The 19,500-nt window shown below is 67.3% G+C and carries 17 protein-coding genes; 10 read left to right on the top strand and 7 right to left on the bottom strand.

Translation table 11 applies throughout. The features are described 5' to 3' along the window. The first annotated feature begins 312 nt into the window (after positions 1–312). Positions 313–891, top strand: coding sequence for a hypothetical protein (locus ABT295_RS02910; RefSeq protein ID WP_352392913.1), 579 nt, complete (start codon positions 313–315; stop codon positions 889–891). Between the two features lie 1,123 nt (positions 892–2,014). Further along, positions 2,015–3,817 (top strand): hypothetical protein, encoded by a 1,803-nt coding sequence (locus ABT295_RS02905; RefSeq protein WP_352392912.1) that lies wholly within the window; start codon positions 2,015–2,017, stop codon positions 3,815–3,817. 1,119 nt (positions 3,818–4,936) lie between these two features. Here ABT295_RS02905 and ABT295_RS02900 read toward each other — a convergent pair. Further along, positions 4,937–5,218 (bottom strand): hypothetical protein, encoded by a 282-nt coding sequence (locus ABT295_RS02900; RefSeq protein WP_352392911.1) that lies wholly within the window; start codon positions 5,216–5,218, stop codon positions 4,937–4,939. 223 nt (positions 5,219–5,441) lie between these two features. Between ABT295_RS02900 and ABT295_RS02895 the strand changes: the two genes are divergently transcribed. Next, positions 5,442–5,864, top strand: a complete 423-nt coding sequence (locus ABT295_RS02895) for a hypothetical protein (RefSeq protein WP_352392910.1) — start codon at positions 5,442–5,444, stop codon at positions 5,862–5,864. Between the two features lie 93 nt (positions 5,865–5,957). On the opposite strand, the gene ABT295_RS02890 is transcribed toward ABT295_RS02895, so the two are convergent. The 5 genes from ABT295_RS02890 to ABT295_RS02870 form a co-directional block, all read right to left on the bottom strand. Next, positions 5,958–6,317, bottom strand: a complete 360-nt coding sequence (locus tag ABT295_RS02890; RefSeq protein ID WP_352392909.1) for a hypothetical protein — start codon at positions 6,315–6,317, stop codon at positions 5,958–5,960. A 90-nt stretch (positions 6,318–6,407) separates the two neighbouring features. Further along, a complete protein-coding gene (locus ABT295_RS02885) occupies positions 6,408–6,707 on the bottom strand; it encodes a trypco2 family protein (protein WP_352392908.1) in 300 nt (99 codons plus the stop codon). Between the two features lie 835 nt (positions 6,708–7,542). Further along, positions 7,543–7,899: a hypothetical protein gene (locus ABT295_RS02880; RefSeq protein ID WP_352392907.1), complete on the bottom strand. Its 357-nt coding sequence runs from the start codon at positions 7,897–7,899 to the stop codon at positions 7,543–7,545. A 238-nt stretch (positions 7,900–8,137) separates the two neighbouring features. Beyond that, a complete protein-coding gene (locus tag ABT295_RS02875; protein WP_352392906.1) occupies positions 8,138–8,566 on the bottom strand; it encodes a PPOX class F420-dependent oxidoreductase in 429 nt (142 codons plus the stop codon). Further along, complete coding sequence (locus ABT295_RS02870) at positions 8,563–9,189, bottom strand: maleylpyruvate isomerase family mycothiol-dependent enzyme (protein WP_352392905.1); 627 nt, start codon at positions 9,187–9,189, stop codon at positions 8,563–8,565. Before ABT295_RS02870 ends, ABT295_RS02875 begins: the two co-directional genes overlap by 4 nt. Before the next feature lie 76 nt (positions 9,190–9,265). Here ABT295_RS02870 and ABT295_RS02865 point away from each other — a divergent pair, with 76 nt between their 5' ends. The 3 genes from ABT295_RS02865 (at position 9,266) to ABT295_RS02855 (ending at position 12,756) form a co-directional block, all read left to right on the top strand. Next, positions 9,266–9,700, top strand: coding sequence for a MarR family winged helix-turn-helix transcriptional regulator (locus ABT295_RS02865; RefSeq protein ID WP_352392904.1), 435 nt, complete (start codon positions 9,266–9,268; stop codon positions 9,698–9,700). 239 nt (positions 9,701–9,939) lie between these two features. Continuing rightward, positions 9,940–11,238 (top strand): COG4705 family protein, encoded by a 1,299-nt coding sequence (locus ABT295_RS02860; RefSeq protein ID WP_352392903.1) that lies wholly within the window; start codon positions 9,940–9,942, stop codon positions 11,236–11,238. A gap of 66 nt (positions 11,239–11,304) precedes the next feature. Further along, complete coding sequence (locus tag ABT295_RS02855) at positions 11,305–12,756, top strand: sensor histidine kinase (RefSeq protein ID WP_352392902.1); 1,452 nt, start codon at positions 11,305–11,307, stop codon at positions 12,754–12,756. Here ABT295_RS02855 and ABT295_RS02850 read toward each other — a convergent pair. Then, positions 12,726–13,406 carry a response regulator transcription factor gene (locus ABT295_RS02850; protein WP_352392901.1) on the bottom strand — a complete coding sequence of 227 codons (681 nt, stop codon included), beginning with the start codon at positions 13,404–13,406 and terminating at the stop codon, positions 12,726–12,728. The two genes, ABT295_RS02855 and ABT295_RS02850, sit on opposite strands and share 31 nt — an antisense overlap. 168 nt (positions 13,407–13,574) lie before the next feature. On the opposite strand from ABT295_RS02850, the gene asnB reads away from it, so the two are divergent. The 4 genes from asnB to ABT295_RS02830 all read left to right on the top strand — a co-directional run bounded on the left by asnB (position 13,575) and on the right by ABT295_RS02830 (position 19,268). Then, positions 13,575–16,379: an asparagine synthase (glutamine-hydrolyzing) gene (gene asnB, locus ABT295_RS02845; protein ID WP_352392900.1), complete on the top strand. Its 2,805-nt coding sequence runs from the start codon at positions 13,575–13,577 to the stop codon at positions 16,377–16,379. Next, the gene (locus ABT295_RS02840; protein ID WP_352392899.1) at positions 16,325–17,080 is read left to right on the top strand and encodes a phosphatase PAP2 family protein; all 756 of its coding nucleotides are present in this window, start codon (positions 16,325–16,327) and stop codon (positions 17,078–17,080) included. The genes asnB and ABT295_RS02840 overlap by 55 nt, the downstream gene beginning before the upstream one ends. 218 nt (positions 17,081–17,298) lie before the next feature. Beyond that, positions 17,299–17,973: a polysaccharide deacetylase family protein gene (locus ABT295_RS02835; protein ID WP_352392898.1), complete on the top strand. Its 675-nt coding sequence runs from the start codon at positions 17,299–17,301 to the stop codon at positions 17,971–17,973. Continuing rightward, positions 17,970–19,268, top strand: a complete 1,299-nt coding sequence (locus ABT295_RS02830) for a YncE family protein (RefSeq protein WP_352392897.1) — start codon at positions 17,970–17,972, stop codon at positions 19,266–19,268. The genes ABT295_RS02835 and ABT295_RS02830 overlap by 4 nt, the downstream gene beginning before the upstream one ends. Positions 19,269–19,500: the final 232 nt, after the last annotated feature.

Below are 19,500 nucleotides of genomic sequence, written 5' to 3'. Positions count from 1 at the left end.
GCACAGGACACATCGCTCGCCGGGACGGACGCGTGCCGGGGCCGAGGGTCTCCGTTGATCACGAGACTCGAGACGTGCGTCCTACCGCCCAGATAGTGCGCCTTGCCCTGTGACCCGGTGACGGGAGTACCGGACCGTTCTCTCAGGGGAAGCTGAAGCGAGCAGATCCGGACGCCACTCGGTTGGGATCAAGACAAGCAGAGGCAGAGGTCGCCCTGCGCGTCCTCGCGCAGGGGTGGAACTGTTGCTCGGGTTGGCATCTCGCGGACGAGGGCCGATAGTACTGCCTCGCTGCGTGATAGGTTGCGCGGCATGTCCTGGATTGGCACCGCATTGGAATTCCTCCGGGCGAACGCGATCGCCGTAGTTGGCTGGATTCTCGGAGTTTCTGGGTGGTTGAGTGCATTCTTTGAGAGATCTGCGGCGCGAACGGCAAGAAGTGAGCTCGATCTCGCCGTTCGACAGGATTCCGCCATGAAGGCCAACTGGTTCGTGCATCTGGAAAGCGCCACTCTTGTCAGGGAGCCCGACAACCACCTGCTTGAGTTCTCGGTGCTCGTGGCCAATAGGTCCCACATGGAGAACTCAATCACGGGTACAGAGTTGCGAATAGTCTACGATCGCGCCGAGCAGCGCGATCTAGTCCTTTACGCCCATGGGTGGCGTGGAGGCAGACTCACCAGCTCCTACCAAGGTGCAGATCCACTTCTCGTCGCGGGGAAGGGCGCGGCCCTTCTCGACGCACGTTTCGCGATCCCCCGTGAAGCTTTGGCCGGGACCGCTATTAGAAGATACGAGCTTGTCCTAACAGACGGCGAGGGCGGCAATCTGACTGTAGTCTCTAGCATCCCGATGGAGGTCATAATTGAAGACTCGAAAGGCTTGGATTGACGGGTCAACCGTTGGACGAGTTGTTAGCGACGGTGCGATCGCCACTCAGTCTGTGGCGGAAGGCAGGCTGACCCCGGTGCTGCTGGTGGACTGCTCAGGGAAACCCAAATTCGTTGAATCTGTCGAACTGCATCGCCACTTCGCCTCTGGTGACATTGAGGTCATCTGGGCGACGGCTGCGGGTGGGCCCTTCAAAGGATATATACTCCTTTGCATAGACTTTGTGAAGCCAAATGAGAGTCAGCTATGCATTGCATTCGATCCCATGTCAAAGGATCTTTCCCTAGTTGATGCCATAATTCAGGCGGGGGCCGTCTATATCGTGCCCTCTCGGCCAGGCGAGCGCTTCCGCGATTCTCTGGAATCGCCGCGGATTTTGGCAGAAGTCCCCCCAAGTGACTTTTCTGACGCTTGGGATGAGACCTTTCTTTCTTGGACGACTCGCAAGATACGGCGAGGTGGAAGAGTCCCGCGGCGTAGAGCGCGATTTCTGGCTAAGCAAATGATTGAAAGTTGGCGCAAGATTAGCCGGTTCACCATGCCGTCAGCTTGAGGCGAGCCCGTTCGGCTTTGGGTCGACGTCCGCTAGGACGCGTTGGGCCAGACCTCCGCCAAACGGCCTTGGGTTCGGTCCGCGGTTCGTGCGGTCCGAAGTGTAAATCAGCAGGCGCCGCGCGGAGAACACCTTCAGCCATTGCCACCAGTTCAGGACCGACGACGAGACATCGGCCCACGCCCAGCCCTTGACGCTAAACGCCTCACGCTGATGGTTGGACGTTTGACTCGGTGACCTCGTAGTGTCTCCGCATATCGGGTGCGGCGCCCCGTCGTGCAGGCAGTGCCCGCAGGGTTACGTTCAGCGCTTACGAAACGACGGTGACCGAACGAATGGAGGCGGTTGGTGGGCGTTGACGACATGCGGCCCAAGAGCGCCAAGGGCGCGCGACGTCGTGCAACGCAGCGCCGCAAGGTCGCCGTCCGGTCACACCACGCGCGGCAATCGACGGCGGCCGCGGCTGACGCTCGCGGGGCTGCTGTCCTGCCCACGCCTGAGGCCTATGAAGCCCTCGGTGGAGATCAGGACAGGGTGGCCGAGGCGCTCATCGCGCGGTACACGAGGCGCATGGCCCGCACACAGGAGCTCTCGGCGCGCTATCGCATTGAGGCCTTGTCTACTCTCGCCTCCCTGACTGTGCTCGACCAAGCCATCGCCCGGCTTTCTCCCACGCCGGGGCGACCCCCCGCTTTGCTGCTACCCGGCAGCTGGCCGGACCAACTGGCCTGGGGTATCGACAGTGCCGTCGCAACCGTGCGGATGCTTTTGTGTGGCCAGTTCATCGGTGCTGCAGCCATCGCGAGGAATCAGCTGGAACGGTGGACGGCGAACCGCGCATTCCTCGCGCGCGTCGACAAAACCGCGGGCGAGTCGGACGCCGACTTCATCGCGCGTGTATGGAGTAGCCCCGTCGACGCTGACGCAGTCAAGGCCGACCCGGAGTTGCACGTAGCGTTCTTTCAGGATGCGGCGGTCTCTGCAGATGAGCTGAACGACCATGCGCACGTCACCCTGAATGACGGTCGCGAGGTCTGCCCCGCCGCAATGTGGTCCATCTTGAGCGAGCTGGTGCATGGGCGCGGGCCCGTCGGAGCAGTTCATTGGGAGGTGACCAGATGTTTGGACCCCGACTCGGTCCCGACAGACGTGGACGTGGCCGCCGCCGCGGTCATCGACGCCACTGCCATGAATATGGCGCATCTGCGCCGCATCCTCGAGGCTATTCACCTGGGGAACGGGTGGACAGGCTCAGCGAAAGTGCTCAAGTCGGGTCTGGACTCGTTCTCTCTCGCGGGCTCGAACCGGAGTGTCCGCCTGCGCGACTACGACATCTCCGAGGACTCCGTTACTCCTGGCCTGTGGGCATTGGCGCCGCTGACCCCTGGGGAGGGGCTGAACTCGCGGGCGGTGCGTCGGCTCGCGGACGAGTCGAGGGTGTACGCGCGGGTGTGGCGAGGGGAGCGACCGGCAGGACGGCTCTTTAAGGATGACGAGATGGTGACCATCGCGTTCGCGGCTCACCGTTACCGGAGCGTTCTAGGAGCGCAGGCGGCTCTCAGGCGGGAAAAGGACCACTTCGGCAAGGACTTCGACCTGCAGTCACTCGCCTCCCGCGCCACGATCTGGACGCTGGTCAGTGAGGCCCTCGGCCTGCTGGGTGAGTGGCTCACCGGCCCGGCCGCCGACGCTGCGGTGTCCTCGTCGGCGGCGATCCGGTCGAGTGGATGGCTATGGCTAGAGGATGATGACCGGTCGATGGCGGTGCAGCGCACCGTTCTAGAGCAGCTCGCTCGGCTGCGCACGTGGCGGCGCCGGCCCGATAAGGCCGCGCGTCTCGATATCAGCGCGCCCTCCCCGAGCCGGTGGCTCGAGGCTGCGGGGTGGAGACGGCTTGGGCCCTTGAACGTGGCGTTAGGCGAGTTCGCCCATCTGACAAAGCGTTCGGACTGGGGCGGCGCTCGCGAGCTGCTGGTGAAGTTGCAGGTGGACACCGACCCAGATCTGGCTCTGTTCACCGCCCGCGGCAGTGCACTTGACCTGACTCAGGAGCTCGCCGCCCGTGAGGCAGTTGAGGGCTTGCGCACCTTCGCTCCGCAGACAGCTGAGTGCTTGGTCGAGCTTCTTGGACGGGCGGGCATGCGCCTAGGCGAGGTCGACCCGTCGCTCGAGCGGCACCTTAACCACGTTTGGGAGCACAACGCGCAGCTGGCGAGGCGGGGAGCACGTTCGGATGTTTCACCGGAAGCGACCGAGCCGGCGGAGACTCGAGAAGTTGACGAGCTCATCGAGGCGAACGGGCACGTTAAAGCTAGCGAGCCGGAGGAGCTGTCGGGAAGCTCACCCGCCGACGGGCTCAACACTGCCGATTAGCTCGTCTCCGCCGCTAGATGCTGGGACAGACTGCTAGATCATCCCGAGCGAAAGGCATGTCTTGACATTGGCATCATGTGGGGACGACACGTCCCTTTGCGCGAAGGCGTCCGACCGGGGGCATCCGGGCTGCCTCCCCGAGGCGCGTCCTTCCGGCGTGTCGAGGCCTTCAGGTCCAGCGATGGTTGACAACCAATCTGGGCGGAGGCGTCCCGCGGACAAGGGTCGTGGCCCGGAGGCGGACCGCCAAGCTAGCGACGAGGCGCTTCTCCGACTCACAGTCGCATCGATCACCGATCGCGAGAGGGACGTCCCATCCGGTAACGAGCCCGGCGCGCCCTGCGCCACCTTTGCAGTCGAGACAGATTCACACGTTTTGGCCGCTCGACCCATGGTGGCCCCCACACGTGAATCCAAAGGCTAAACCGGCGCGACTTCCTGCGGACAGAAGCCTGACCCCACGAGACTTCTACGTCGACCAGAGTCAGCGGTGCGTCCGTCCACGTGATCGAGATGGTGAGGGCGTCCCCGGGTTTGCACGTCACTAGGCGGTTACCCAAGTTGTCGTTTGGCTGCTCTTCAGAGCTTATGTGGGCATCGCAGTTCACTCCGGTTACCCACACATCCACGGCCTGGCCAGTACCCGCATTGATGAGAGTAATCCTGCCGGCGCCACCTTCGCCAAGAGGCCCGCCACCTGCACCTCCCTGAGCGAAGACCCAGTAGGGCCGTGGCAGGTCTGCCCATCGGAGGGCGACAGCCAGCGCAGCGGCGAGCAGGGCAGCTAATACCGCACCGACTACTGCTGCCCAGAAGTTCGACTCGATCCAGGTGGGCGCACTTACGAGCATGAACGCTTCATCCTTCTTGCTGTGGAAACTGCAACTTCACCGGCCACCTGCTGACGCGTGTTCCCTGCTGAGCACGCTGCATTCGCCATCGCCCAAGGCGCCGACCCTACAGCTCCTCGACCGGGTTTGGACGTCGCGCCATTCAGGAGCACGGGTCATACCGCCGCGAGCCGGGCCACCTTGGCTGCGTCTCCGGACGAGCGTGGCCGTCCTCGACGGGGCAGATGCGGGCGCCTGCACACGCGGCGGGACCGTCGGATGGCTCCGATCAGCGTCGCCGCGGTGCTCCACGCTCCCACCACTGGTCCGGTGCCCGCTCACGGATGTCACGTGCCACCCACTCGATGTTCACGCCATTGCAGAACTTCCAGAGCTCCTTGGCCGCGCGGGAGTACTGGAACAAGACCTGGTCTGCCTCGAACGCGTCCATGCCACCACCGCGAAATCGGTCGATCTCAACCCCGACTCGCTCCAGTAATAGGGCAAGTTGCGCTTCGTGATAGGCGCTGACGGTCTCCCACGCCGCACGCCGTTCAGAACTCGGAGACACGCAACTCAGACTAGTCCGGCGACCGGCGATGAGAACGCTCCAGCCGGATCCTCCACCCGACGTGGTCGGTCGGCCCTCGGCCAGCCTGCCCGCCCGATCGGGGTGCATAGCCGTCCTCAGCGCGGCAAATCCGGCGGCGTTCGATCAACGCGCGTGGGGCTGTCTCGGCTATGTTGCGCGGGTGAGATCCGCGAACGCGAGATCCGGCGGGCGGGATGGCCGCGTGACCGAGTTCGAAGGCGTGTCCATCGAGCCTGGCCGAGGAATCCGTGAGGGGGTCGGACCCTATGAGTTCTTCACCCCTGACGGTGCGCACGTATACCTGCACGATGCCGACTTCCTCGAGCTCGCTTGGCTCCCGGACGCAACGCTGCGCTTCTTCTTCAGCTACGACGGGGAGACAGCGCCCCTGTACGGAGCCAAAGACACCCCCGTGATCGAGTTGTCGTTTTCCCAAGTCGAGATGCAGGCCTGGGAGACCGACATCGACGCTCTCGCAGAATCCGAGCACCACGGCCAGGTCTCGTCATTCTCTTGGGACAGTGCCGACGGATTCGACGTGATCACCTACACCTTGCACGTGTCGTTCGCGGCGGCTCGCATGCAGGCACGACTGCTGGCAGCAGTCCCGCACGGCGTCGGCTGACATCTCGTCGACGGGCGCCCGCTTCACTGGCGAGGCCGGCCGTTCGGATGCACGAATGCCCGCGCCGCGGCATGAGCGAGCATCGCTACGGCGTCAGCGGAACGTAATGCTCTTTCCCCGAAGCTCGTTCATCCGCTTCTGCGCGGCACTCTCTCGTGGGCTAGGCGGCTCGCCGTTCGCGTCGTCCCCGATGAGCCAGACGAGCCCCTTGCGCAGAGGTTCGTTCGGCGCAGCCGAGGCATGGCCGACGAGGGCTACGGCGTAGAGACCGGAGCCGGCGACCTCCTGTTGAGCCCATTGCGCCACGTCGAGCAGGTCCGCGTCTTCGACGTCGTAGGTCCACGTCGTCCAGGACGTGTCCGGATGCTCACCGCCCCGGAAGAGATAGACCCGGAACACGGGGTTGTGGTCCTCCCACGAGCTGTCCCGTTCATCAACCTCGCGAACGCGCATGATGCACGGTACTTCCGCGGAGCAGTGCAGGCCAGTCGTCCGCCCGCCGGGTCCCGGCAGTTGCGGACGTTTCGCCGCTGGTTGCTGTGACTACATGCCGCCCCCGAGCATCTCAGTCCCGTACGGAGAAAGACCCACCGAAATCTTGACCGTGTCAGCCTTCGCGACGTTCCCGCCGGCCTCCACGACCCATGCGCGGACCTTGCCACCACCGTCGCGCGTAAGACTCACGCTGAGCTCGAGTTCTGCGTGGCTCCACCCGATGATGTGTCCGTCCGGGTGCGCGTCGCCGCTGGCCTTTGCCGCGCGAAAAGACTCGGCCACCTCCGCGAGAACTTCTGCAAGAGGGAGGCGGCCGTCGGACTGTACGTCATTCGTGCTCTCAGTCATCTCCTGAGTGTCGAGGGAGGACTAGGTAAGCACCGGCAACGACACGATTCTGTCGCCCCGGCTGAGCGGCTTACCGCATGCCGGGCGTCCAGCTTATCCCTGAAGTCAGGCGGGCAGGGCTCTCGAAGTCAGCGCTACTACGAGCGCCCATAAGCCAATCACCGCGCCCACGAGGGCCACCGCGGCGATGACCGCGAGCACCGATCGTGCCCAAGCCGGCTGAGTTCGACACCAGTGCCACGCCTGCATATTGGCCTCCTGCTCCTCGATATCTTCAGATCTGGCGCCATAGTTGCGGTTCGCGGCAGAAGAGGGCGTCCGGGCCTGCCGCCGGAGGGTGCGCCGTCGCTACGGTGTCGCCATGTCCTGGACCGAGACGCATGTCTTGTAGACCCGATGCTGGACCTGCGCTCCGAGCCAGACCGTGCACGCATCCTTTTGCGCAGAACTGGCACGTGAACTCGGTCCGGGCCATGAGCTCCACGGGCGTCAATGGGCGGTCGTTGCTGAGGTGATCCCGCAGGACGAGGTGCTCGTAGAGGCCGGGGACCTCACGTACCTGGTTCACTTGACATGGACAGGGCGCACGGAAAAGTGGCCCTGGCCCGTCGCCGAGCGCGTCGACAGCGCCGAAGACTTTGAGCCCGTGGAGTTCAGGTACTAGTGGATCACGGCATCACCGGACAAGGCCGTGGGCAATGACGACTGGGCAGTCGTCTAGTCATTCGGCCCGCTTTCTCTCAAAGGTCCGTCCCGCCTGATTCGGCTTGCCGGACGGTCAGTCCGTCGGAACTGACCTTCGAAGACCATGCCAAGGGTCACCGCCGCCAGGACACTAAGGAAACAGGCGGCTTTCAGAATGATGGGGCCCTGCGTCAACCCGTACGCCGAACCGACGACAACCGCCGCCAGTGCCAAGAGCCACGGACGTCGTCTCATTGCTCCCCTTACTGTCACCCAGTCCGCAGATCATGCCATCACGCTGAGACCGACGTATCCCGATCGGGTGGCGCTGACGCTTCACACGCCCGGTTGTCAGCATGTGGGTGAGCGTGAGGGGCGCGACCACGAGCACGGCCGACACGGCATACATCCCCGCGGCCGCCACCGCGACGGGGAGGCCGGCCACGGTGCGCGCGTCGAGCAGGTCGATGCGCGCCCGCGCGGCCGACGTGCTCTCGCGCATCGCCATGGCGCCGGGTGAAAGGCTTGCGCGGGATTTTGGCGGAAGGACGCGGCTTCATCGGCATCCACGTGACGACCTGGCCGCAGCGACGCTCGCCCAAGGCGTCGACGCACGTGACGTTTGGCCCGGGCCCGACATCATCGGCTCCGAGGACCGCTGCGGGAGCCTGTCGCCCGGGCGGCGGCCTGGGTGCTCCGTCCCGGGGTCGTCCCTCACCGCCACCCGGATGTGTCGTCGGCCCCCGTCAGTTCTCCTCCGGGTCGAGCGCCAGACGCAGCACTGCCTGCGGTCCGTCCCACCGCCGCCAAGCCGGACGAACAAGACCAAGCAGACGGATCACGAGGTGCTCAACGGCATACTTCCGACGCACTGACGTCCAGACGCGGCTCACGACGTCAGGGTCCGTGACGACCTCGGCACGCCCGTGGACGAGTCGCGCTGACGTGCCCGTCTGGCCCTGTGGGTTGCACGGGATCAAAGTGACGGTGGGGTCGCGCCGCAGCCTTCGGACCTTGCCCGAGTCGAGATTGGTGAGGATGGCCAGGTGCCCACCGGGCCTGCTGCTGTCACCGACGATCCAGACAGGCGTCGGCACCGGCTCGCCGGTGGCGCGGAACGTGGTGAGCAGCACGAACCGTGAGCGGCCGAGGTCGGTGGCGTGGTCGCGGGTCACGCGGACACCCGCTCCAGGCCGGCGCCACGCAGGTGTGGGACCGCGGCCTCCGTGCGGCCGGTGACCAGCAGCAGCAGGAACCGGAGCTCGCCTTCGACGACCGGGCCCTCGCCGACGTCGATGTCGGCGTCGGTCGCGACGAGTCGCAAGCCGGCGAGCCGGCGTCTCGCGTGGAACGGCCAACCCATTCCCCACACGCGGTCGAAGGCGGCTCGGCCGGCCTCGGCCGGCACGAGCCGTGTGGTGCCCAGGGGGACTGCGATGTCCTGGCCGTGCACGACGGCGTCCATCAGGAGGTTGTCCGGGTTCGTGATCCGCGGCATGGTTCGCGCGGCCGCGTCGCGCCGCAGCTGCTCGATGATCTGGGCGGTGGGGCGTCGAGCGTGGTCGATGGCGATCTGTGCGCCGGCGGACCAGAGGTTCCCCCGCGCCGCGGCCAGCCGCCGGAGCAGCGTCGGCGTCGTGGGCGCCGTCGGCGTCATCGCCACGTGGGCGGCCACGTCCCGCACGCGCCACAGGACGCAGAGCGAGGGCGTCTCCCACTGCGCGGACGTCAAGTCCTCGAGCAAGGCCGCCAGGCTGAGGCGCTCCTGCTCCAGTGCACGCCACCTGGTGTCGTCCATGGGGACCTCCCTGCATATGGTAAGAAGTTCTTACTACATTCCCACTCGCGCCGGCGAGGTGCAAGGAGGTTCTCGGGTGCCAGACCTGAGTTTGGGCGTCCTGCTGTTCATTCCTTACCGCCACCTCGAGCAGCGCGTTCTCCGCGCGGTGAACGAGGCCGGCTACCCGATCACCCTGGCCCAGGCCCGGATGGCCCAGCGCATCGCCGACGCCGGCTCACGGCTCACCGAGCTCGCAGAGGCCGCCCAGGTCACCAAGCCCACGGCCGGCTACCTCGTCGACCAGCTCGAGAAGGACGGCTACATCGAGCGGGCCGCTGATCCACGCGACGCCCGCGCCCGACTGATCCGATTCACCGCCAAGGGCCGCGACGTCATCGCGGTCGCCACGGCCGTCCAGCAGGGCATCGAGCAGGAGTGGCGCGACCACCTGGGCGAGCAGCGGGCGCGCGCCCTCGTGGACGCGCTTGTCGACCTTCGGCAACTCACCGACCCCTATCTCGAGGACTGAACGGCACGTCACCTTCAGGCGGGCTCACGTGCTGCGATCGTGACGACGCGGCGCTCCCACCTTGCTCAGCGTGCGCTCAGCAGCACTGCGTCATCGTCGGGGAGCCGGGGACCTTCCTCGGCGCCCGACGCCCAAACGCTCGAGAGCTGGTCGCTTGTCGTGCCCCGAGCCAGGGGTGCCTGACAACATGGCCGACCGAGCAGCAGGACCGTCGACTCCACGCCTAGCGAAGGAACTGCATGACCGACGACCTGATCCATATCGCGCCACGCTCGGACTCCCACGAGGATCGCCGACCCGTGGTTGCCGAGTTCCTCAACAAGGTGCCTGCGATCACGGCGACCTTCTGGCTCATCAAGATCCTGTCGACCACGATCGGCGAGACCTTCGCCGACTACCTGGCCGTTCAAGTGGGGCTGGGGACGCTCGTCACCGACGGAGCCATGGTGACCCTCCTGGTCATCGCCTTGGTGGCGCAGCTGAGGTCGCGACGCCTGGTGCCGTGGCTCTACTGGTTGACCGTCATCCTCGTCAGCATCGTCGGCACACAGATCACCGACTTCTTCACCGACACCCTCGGCGTGAGCCTCTATGCCAGTACCGCGGTCTTCGCTCTCATCCTGGCCGCGGTCTTCACGGTCTGGTGGCGCCAGGAACGCACGCTCGCGATCACCGCCATCGACACGCCTCGGCGCGAGCGCTTCTACTGGGGCGCCATTCTGACGACCTTCGCCCTCGGTACCGCTGCTGGCGACCTGGCGACGGAAGCCCTCTCCCTGGGCTTCCGCAACGGAGCCGTCATCTTCGGCGGACTGATCCTGGCAGTGTGGGCGGCTCGTCGCGCCGGTCTGAACGCGGTGCTGGCGTTCTGGATCGCGTACGTCCTCACCCGGCCGCTCGGCGCGTCCCTCGGTGACCTGCTCACCCAGAGTCGTGACTTCGGTGGTGTCGGTCTCGGCGCCAGCCTGACGAGCCTCATCTTCCTCGTGGTGATCGTCCTGCTCGTGGCTCGTGAGCAGATCAACGTGAACCGTCACGGGACTCGCGCCAAGGGTGAGCGCCCGGCGGTGAGCCACCGTCACGACTACGCCTGGGCAGCAGCAGGTGCCGTGGCCATCGTGGCCGCCGCAACTGCTCTCGCTCCCTCGCCGACGCCCGCCGCGGCTGCGTCGCGGCCTTCCGCCGACACGTCTGCCGGGAAGCCCGGGACCGCCGCTCACGCCAACCCCCTCGAGACGGACACCACATCGCCCATCGGCAATCTGAGCCCGTTCGCGGTCATCGTCGACGACGTCGCGGCCAAGGCCAAGGCCGGCCAGTTGGGCGCCGCGACGGCACGCATCAAGGATCTCGAGGTCGCTTGGGACAGTGGCGAGGCGGCGATGAAACCAGCGTCGCCGGATGACTGGCACGCTCTGGATTCCTCGATCGACCAGGCCTTGACCGCTCTCCGAGCAACGCCCCCGTCCAAGGCGGACTGTGCCACGGCCCTGCGGGCGCTGCAGTCGACCATCGGGACGCTGGAGCAGAAGTCGTAGGAGCCGATACCGGTCGGGCAGAATCGAGGTGACAAGCGCCCGATACACAGATCGGAAGGGAGCCCCATGAAGGCCCGTTTCCGGCTGCCGACCGGCGTCCGTGGGCAGGCGACGGTCGCCGCCGCTGCGGTGGTGGCCGTCGCCTTGCTCCTCGGGAGCGTCGTCCTCGTCCTGGTCCTGCAGGGGGCGCTGGCCCAAGCTCTCCAGGAGAGCGTCACTGCCGTCGTCGATGAGGACGCAAGCGTGCTTGCGGTCGACGGAACGACCGGTCTCGAGCGCAGCGAGCGCGACGAGGGGCCGGACAACGTGCTCGTGCAGGTCATCTCGCAGGACGGCGGCCTGGGTCGGGTGGTCTACACCTCGAAGGCTTCCCGCACTGCGCCGATCACGGATGCCCGGCCGACGGTCGGCCAGACCGTGATCACCGGCCGATCCTCGCTCCCGTTGCCGGGCGACCTCCAGGACCCGCTGGTGGTCGCCCGCGGTGTCGACATCGACGGTCGCCCCTACGTCTTGGCGGCCCAAGCCTCGCAGGAGGCGCGGGGGCAGGCCGTCCGGACCACCGCCCTCCTGCTCGCGGTGGCCGTGCCGTTCCTCGTCGCGCTCACTGCGATGGTCACCTGGTGGAGGGTCGGGCGTGCCCTCAGGTCTGTGGAAGCCATCCGCGCACACGTCGAACGCACCAGTGCCGCGAGGTTGCGCGATCGCGTTCCCGTGCCGCAGTCGCGCGACGAGATCGCGGACCTCGCGCTGACCATGAACTCGATGCTGGCGAGGCTCGAGGCCTCCCAGAGCGCGCAGCGCCGGTTCGTCGCAGACGCCAGCCACGAACTACGCTCGCCACTTGCGACGATCCGCGCGTCGCTCGACGTCGTCAGCCCCGACGACCCGGACACGTCGTGGGAGCAGCTCGACCCGATTCTGCGCGGGGAGACGGAGCGAATGAGTCGCCTCGTCGATCACCTCCTGCTGCTGTCGCAGGCCGATGACGATGCCCTCACAGTCAGCTGGCGCGATGTCGACCTCGATGACCTAGTGGACGAGGAGGCGCGACGGCTCCGACAGGTGAGCCGCTTGACCGTGCAGGTGGCGAGTGCTGCTGTCCGTGTGCGCGGTGACGTGCATCAGCTGCAGCAGGTCCTGCGCAACCTGCTCGACAATGCCGCTCGGCACGCGGTGGCCAGCGTGCGGGTCACCGTCCAGCAGGACGCTCAGTACGCGCTGGTTCGGGTCGAGGACGACGGACCTGGCATCCGTGAGTCCGACCGTGAGCGGGTGTTCGAACGGTTCTTCCGTCTCGATGAGAGCCGTTCACGCCACTCCGGGGGCTCCGGACTCGGTCTGGCGATCGCGCGCGAGCTCGCGGCTGCCCATCACGGCGCCCTCTCGGTGCGCGACTCGCCACTGGGGGGCGCCTCCTTCGAGCTGACGCTGCCCCTGCCCGCCACCCCCTGGGACCCGCAGCTCGGTGACCAAATGGTGGAGGATCAGGCCGGCTCCGCTTCGACGAGCCGATAGCCCACCCCCCGCACCGTCTCGATGCTCGCCTGCGCGAAGGGGATGTCGATCTTGCGACGCAGGTACCCCACGTACACCTCGACGATGTTCACATCCCCGTCGAACGCCGGGTCCCACACCGCATCGAGGATGCTGGTCTTGGTGACTACCTCGCCGACGTGCATCATGAGAAAAGTCAGGAGCGCGAACTCCTTTGGGGTCAGGGCGATCTCGTTCACGCCCCGCTGGACTCGGCGCCGGGCGGGGTCGAGGGAGAGGTCACCGTTGGTCAGGACGGCCGGACGTTGCGGTGCGCCACGTCGAATCAGCGCGCGAAGGCGCGCGACGAGCACGACGAAGCTGAACGGTTTGGTCAGGTAGTCGTCCGCCCCCAGGTTGAAGGCCTCTGCCTGGTCGTGCTCACCGTCGACGGCGGTCAGCATCAGGACCGGCGTCCAGATTCCCGCTTCTCGCAGTCGCGCGATCACCTGATACCCGTCGAGCACCGGCAGCATGATGTCGAGAACGATCACGTCGTAGGCCGACTCGCTAGCAGCCCAGAGCCCGTCCTGGCCGTCGTACATGACGTCGACGACGAAGCCCTCCCGACTCAGGCCACGCCGGATGACGTCCGCCAGCGATGCCTCGTCCTCTACCACCAGCACGCGCACCCGTCACACCCCCACGGCGTCGATGTGGCGGGTCGAGGTCTCGCGAGGGGCGCTCATCTCCTGAGCCTAGGTCGCGCTCCCTGAGCACTGGCTGAGACGTGCCTCAGGGTCCTCTCAGCCGCGGCGTCCCACGATGGCGTCTCAGACGAAGGACGCGGAGGGAAGCGCATGTGCGGTATCGCCGGCTACTACGGACTCGAAGGGGACCGGGGTCTGCTGGACCGGATGGGTGCAGCCCAGCACCACCGGGGACCTGACGACCACGGGACTTATCTGGACGGTCTCGTCGGGTTGGCTCACCAGCGGCTGTCGATCATCGACCGGGAGGGTGGCCGACAGCCGATGGCCACGCCCGACGGACGCTTCGTCCTGGCCTACAACGGTGAGGTGTACAACCACCGCGAGCTGCGGGACGAGCTGGAGGCCGTGTCGCGCACCTTCACCACACGCAGCGACACCGAGGTGGTGCTGCAGGCGTTTGCCGAGTGGGGGACAGAGGCCTTCGACCGCTTCAACGGGATGTTCGCGATCGCCGTCTGGGACGCGGTCACGCAGACGCTGACGCTGGCCCGTGACCACTTCGGCATCAAACCGCTGCACCTGAGCCGCGTCGGGGGTGACGACGGCAGCACGACAGTTGGGGCATGGCTCTTCTCCAGCGAGATCACCCCGATCCTCGTGAGCGGGCGTCACGACCGAGCCCCCAACGAGCGCAGTGTCTACCGCTACTTGCGTCACCGCGTCCACGACGACGGCGCCGAGACCTTCTTCGAGGGCATCGAACGTCTGCTACCGGGCGAGATGGCCACTCTCGGCCCTCGCGGGCTCGAACGACGCCGCTACAGCACGCTGCACCAGGATCTCGAGAGCGCCCGCCGCGCGCCGACGGGCGTCGGCCCTGAGCACGTGGCCGCGCTGCGCGACGGGCTGCGGGAATCCATTGCGCTCCGGCTGAGCTCGGACGTCCCGGTGGGGACCTCGCTGTCCGGCGGCCTCGACAGCTCCGCCATCGCCGTGGGTATCGACCGTCTGCTCACGGCGGACGACGTCTCGGCCGTGGCAGTGGGCGACCGCCAGCAGACCTTCTCGGCAGTCTTCCCCGGGTACCGCAACGACGAGGAGCGATGGGTGGACGACGCCGTCGCCGCCTGCGCGGGACCGGTCCGATCACACCGGATCAGGCCCACCTCGGTCGAGCTGCTCACCGACCTGACCGACTTCGTGCGCACGCAGGAGGAGCCCGTCGTCTCCAGCGGCCCCTACGCCCAGTACCGCGTCATGAAGGAGGCGAGCCGACACGTCACCGTCATGCTCGATGGCCAAGGCGCGGACGAGATGCTCGCCGGCTATATACCGCAGACGGTCACGCACCTGCGCAGCCTGCTCGCGCGTGACCCGCGCGATGGCATCCGGGAGGCCTTCGCCACACGTGACGTCCTCGTGGCCCAGGTGAAGTCACGGCTCCGGACGCGTTTGAGGGGGGGCGGGTCGGTCGGCGCCCTGCTGCGCCCGGCATTCGTGGCCGCACACGCCGCGGACGGGTATGCCGTCGAGGGGGCCACGCTGCGCCAACGGCTCGTGCACGACCTCTTCGTCGCCTCGCTGCCCGCTCTGTTGCGCTACGAGGACCGCAACTCGATGCGCTTCTCCGTTGAGGGGCGTGTGCCGTTCCTCGACCCCGATCTGGTGCGCACCGTCTTCGCCATGCCTGACGACGCTGTCATCGGGGAGGGGTGGAACAAGCGGGTGCTTCGAGAGGCCGTGCAGGATGTGCTCCCCGACCCGATCACGCGGCGTCGCAACAAGATCGGCTTCACCACGCCGCAGAACGAGTGGTTCCACGAGCAGCGCGAGTTCATCTACCAGGTGTTTCTCTCGGCGTCCTTCGCGAGCCGCCCCTACTTCGACCGCTCCGCGGTGGTCGACGCGTTCGAGGGCTGGCTCAGCGGCAGGGGGTCGCTCGATTCCATGGCGTTCTGGCGGATCCTCAACGTCGAGCTCTGGCTACGCGAGTTCTTCGACGAGCAGCCGATCCCCGACGTCGCCGAGACCGCACACAGCGGCCACGAGGTGTCGGAACCGAGGTGGGACTGGACGAACCCCGGCAAGGCGTTGGACATCGTGCTGTCCGACGGGGCGCGCGTACGCCGCCACCCGGTGCGCACCCCGGAGATCACCGACGACGTCGACCTCACGTCCCTCGTCGTGGCGGGCGTCATGGGTCGACTCGCTGCGCTGGGCGCAGATCGTGAAGGCTCGGTCGAGCAGCTCGGCATCTGGTACGTCTTCGTCTCCGAGAAGGTCGTCGCGATCACCCAGCATCGGTCCTTCTACCTTTGGGACATCCACGTCACGCGCGCCGCAAGGCTCCTGAGCCGATACGTCACACGGACGCCGGCCGGGATCGGTCTCGGCTCGCCCTTCACGATGCAGCTGGCGATCGACGAGGCAGGCCTGCCGCGCGTCCTCCTCGCATCGGCGGCGGGCGCCGTCGGCCGAATCATTCGGCGGCGCGGAATCTTCTACGCGGTCGTCGGCAGCGACGTGCGCGCCATCGACGGTCCTACCGAGCACTCCGTCCCTCCTGCCAACATGTCGGCGAAGCTCGCGCCCAAAGACCCCGGCGACGTCGCCGCGACCCTCTCCGAAGCCATCCGCAGATCGCTCCCGACGAACCTCGCCGCATCTTTCGGAGGCACAGTCGTCATCGACGCGAACGACCTCGGGTGCAACGTGCTCGGGACCGACACATCGGGTGCCCCGACGAGGTTCGAGCAGATGTTCGCCGACAACCCGTTGGGCCAGGGCTCCCAGTGCACGCCCATCGCCCTGGTCATCGACGACGTGCGATGCGTGGCTGGCACAGGACCTGACACCCGTGCAGGCGTCCGCCCGACCCCGAAGGATCCGAATCCGACATGCTCGACGACCGACCGGCGCAGCCCTGCACGAGCGAGCGGGTCGCTCGCATGAACCGGGAGGGTGCAGACCTCTCCGGGACCCCGGGCGACATCGATGTCGCACACCGCACCACCATGGTCCTGGCGGGCGGAGGCCTGCTGGCGATCGCGCTGGCGCTTGGATTCGTCCTCACCGCCGTGGGCGCCGCCCGGACGGGGGAGTTGGCTCTGGACGAGTCGATCTCCCGTCATCGAGACGCAGCCCTGAGCGCCGTGGCGCGGGGCATCGACGTCGGTTTCGGCACGACTGTCGCGCCAGTCCTTCTACTGGTCGCGTGCGGGATCCTCTGGACGCGACACAGATTTGCTGCAGTTGCCCTCGGTGCACTGACGACGGTGGGGTGGCTGTCCGTCGAGCTGGGCAAGGCCCTGGTGCGACGACCGCGCCCCCCGGCGGCCACCGTCCACGCCTTGGTCTCGGAGACTGCGGCCGACAGCTATCCCAGTGGGCACACGGCGTTCGTGGCGGCCGTGCTCTTCGCGAGTGTCGCTGCTCTGGCGTTGGCTGGCAGGCGGACAGTCGCGGCTTGGCTTCTGGGCGTGCCCGTCGTTGTCGTCGTCGGGCTCTCACGGCTGTATCTCGGGGTGCACTACCTCGGGGACGTCATCGCATCCGTCGGCTTCGCCGCCGCGTCGATACTCGTGGCCACGGTCGTCGCGAGACCCGCGCTCATGCGTCTGCGTGACGACACCACGAGGGCGGTCGCAGGGTGAAGAAGGCCGGAGACGACCCGCGACCCGTCGAGGGAGGCCATCCCGCCACCGGACGCGCCTCTCGGCGAGCTCTGCTCGCTGCGGCCGCCGGCGTGCTGGGCGCCGGGGGCGTCGCCGCCTGCTCGACGTCGACAGACGTCGACGCGAGCACGTCGTCGGGCCGGGCCAGCAGGGCCCCCCGCGCCATGGCATCGGTAGCCCCTTCGCCAGCCCGCGTCGTGCCCAGCGGCCCCCATTCCTCGCCGGATCGAGGTGGGTCAGCCACCCGGACACAGGCCGCGTTGCTCGAGACCTCCGGTCCCGACATCCAAGCAGGCCCCCCAGGGGCGCAGCTCGTGGCTCTGACCTTTCACGGCGCAGGCCCCGCGGCGTTGACCGCGGCCGTGCTCGAGGTTGCCAGGGCGCACGACGCGCGGCTGACCGTCTTTGCTGTCGGACGTTGGTTGCGCGCGACCCCCGGCGTCGGGCAGGCGATCCTGGCCGGGGGGCACGACCTCGGCAACCACACGTGGAGTCACCGGCCGATGGGCAGACTTTCCGCCGCAGAGGCCGAGCTCGAGGTGAGTCGAGGAGCGGCCGCCGTGGCAGCCGCGCGGGGCACCGCTGGTCTGCTCTTCCGACCGTCGGGGACGCCAAGCAGCACCCCACTCATCCGGGATGCCGCCCGGGCGTCCGGCTACCACCGCTGCATCTCGTATGACGTGGACCCGCACGACTACCTGGATCCAGGCCCGGCCGCGGTGCGAGATCGCACCCTCTCAGCAGTCCGAGCAGGAAGCATCGTCAGCCTGCACCTCGGGCATGCCGGAACGGTCGCCGCGCTTCCCGCCATCCTCGCCGGCTTGCGCACCAAGGGGCTCAAGGCGGTCACGATCTCGGATCTCCTGTCGTGAAGCGGCGGTGCCATGGGCGCCTCGCCTCCGTGGTGTCCGTGTCGGCCCTCGCGCTATGCACGACCCTTCTGCTGTCCGAATGCTCGTCGCTGCCTGACGGCGCGGGCGACCGACCGCAGTCCCTTGGTAGCGCTCCCGCACCTGCCCCCTCGAGGGGCGCCAGCGCATCCACGCCCGACCCGCTGACGGGCCCAGGGGCCCCGCCCCCACGGGCACCGTCCCTCCGCGGACCGTACAGCCATGCCGGCCGCGGCGCCCTCTCAGCGGAAGCCCGCAGGGCACGGCGGCTGGTATACGTGCCCAACCAGCTCTCCGGGACCGTCCAGGTCATCAACCCGAGCACGTATGCCGTGATCTCGACCTGGCCCGTGCCGCGTTCACCCGAGCACGTGGTGCCATCACCAGACCTGAGGCGACTGTGGGTGAACAGTGATGCGGGAAACGCGCTCACTCCGGTCAACCCGCGGACCGGCAGGCTCGGCGCGCCGGTGTCCGTGCGTGACCCGTACAACCTCTACTTCACACCGGACGGCGCCGAAGCCCTCGTCATGGCGGAGCGGCTGGGGCGCGTCGATGTCCGTGACGTCCAAACCATGACCCTGAAGCGCTCACTCCGGGTCCCCTGCAGGGGGCTCAACCACGCGGACTTCACCAACGACCTCTCCAGGATTGTCGTCAGCTGCGAGTTCAGTGGCCAGCTCGCTGTGCTCGACGCAGACGCCACCCGCGTGATTCGAATGGTCGATCTCAACCACATCCCGACGCCCGGGGCGACCCATCCGTCCGATGCACGAAACATGCCCGGCCCGGCTGCTTCGCTCGCACCGGGGGCGAGCGCGATGCCACAGGACGTCCGCCTCGCACCGGACGGGAGGTCCTTCCTCGTCGCCGACATGCTGCGGAACGGCATCTGGATCATCGACGCCGCAAGCTTCCGCGAGACTCGCTTCGTCCGGACGGGACTCGGCGCCCACGGCGTCTATCCCGCGCGGGACGCCCGCCGGGTCTTCGTCAGCAACCGTGACGAGGGCAGCGTGAGCGTCCTCGACGCCACGACCTTCGAGCCGGTCGCACGGTGGCGCCTTCCTGGCGGAGGATCGCCCGACATGGGCGGAGTCACGGCCGACGGGCGCGAACTCTGGTTCTCCGGACGCTATGACGCCTGCGTCTACGTCATCGACACCGTGACCGGGCACCTGAGGCATCGCATCCGCGTCCGGCCGGGACCGCATGGACTACTGGTCTGGCCGCAGCCAGGGCGTCTCTCGCTCGGTCACACCGGAAACATGCGCTGACCCTGCACCGGCGCCCTGGGTCCAAGTGGTGTGGCGGCAGGTGGGGGCCGTAGGGGCTTCTCGTCGGGATGAGCACCAGGCGGCTGATGCGCGGAGCTCTCAGAGCGGCATGGTCGGACGTCGTCCGACGAGCGGCATGGTCGGACGTCGTCCGACGAGCGGCATGGTCGGACGTCGTCCGACGAGCGGCATGGTCGGACGTCGTCCGACGAGCGGCATGGTCGGACGTCGT

The sequence above is a fragment of the Terrabacter sp. NPDC000476 genome, from assembly GCF_040300125.1.
In the GTDB taxonomy this organism is placed as follows: domain Bacteria; phylum Actinomycetota; class Actinomycetes; order Actinomycetales; family Dermatophilaceae; genus Terrabacter.
The sequence above is the reverse complement of the archived record's forward strand: the minus strand, read 5'-3'. Positions and strand labels throughout refer to the sequence as shown.

Coding starts and splice junctions, on each gene's coding strand:
- ABT295_RS02860 (WP_352392903.1), top strand. CDS start 9,940: ATGACCGACGACCTGATCCATATCGCGCCACGCTCGGACTCCCACGAG.
- ABT295_RS02840 (WP_352392899.1), top strand. CDS start 16,325: ATGCTCGACGACCGACCGGCGCAGCCCTGCACGAGCGAGCGGGTCGCT.
- ABT295_RS02855 (WP_352392902.1), top strand. CDS start 11,305: ATGAAGGCCCGTTTCCGGCTGCCGACCGGCGTCCGTGGGCAGGCGACG.
- ABT295_RS02870 (WP_352392905.1), bottom strand. CDS start 9,189: ATGGACGACACCAGGTGGCGTGCACTGGAGCAGGAGCGCCTCAGCCTG.
- ABT295_RS02880 (WP_352392907.1), bottom strand. CDS start 7,899: ATGGCGATGCGCGAGAGCACGTCGGCCGCGCGGGCGCGCATCGACCTG.
- ABT295_RS02905 (WP_352392912.1), top strand. CDS start 2,015: ATGGCCCGCACACAGGAGCTCTCGGCGCGCTATCGCATTGAGGCCTTG.
- ABT295_RS02890 (WP_352392909.1), bottom strand. CDS start 6,317: ATGCGCGTTCGCGAGGTTGATGAACGGGACAGCTCGTGGGAGGACCAC.
- ABT295_RS02910 (WP_352392913.1), top strand. CDS start 313: ATGTCCTGGATTGGCACCGCATTGGAATTCCTCCGGGCGAACGCGATC.
- ABT295_RS02885 (WP_352392908.1), bottom strand. CDS start 6,707: ATGACTGAGAGCACGAATGACGTACAGTCCGACGGCCGCCTCCCTCTT.
- asnB (WP_352392900.1), top strand. CDS start 13,575: ATGTGCGGTATCGCCGGCTACTACGGACTCGAAGGGGACCGGGGTCTG.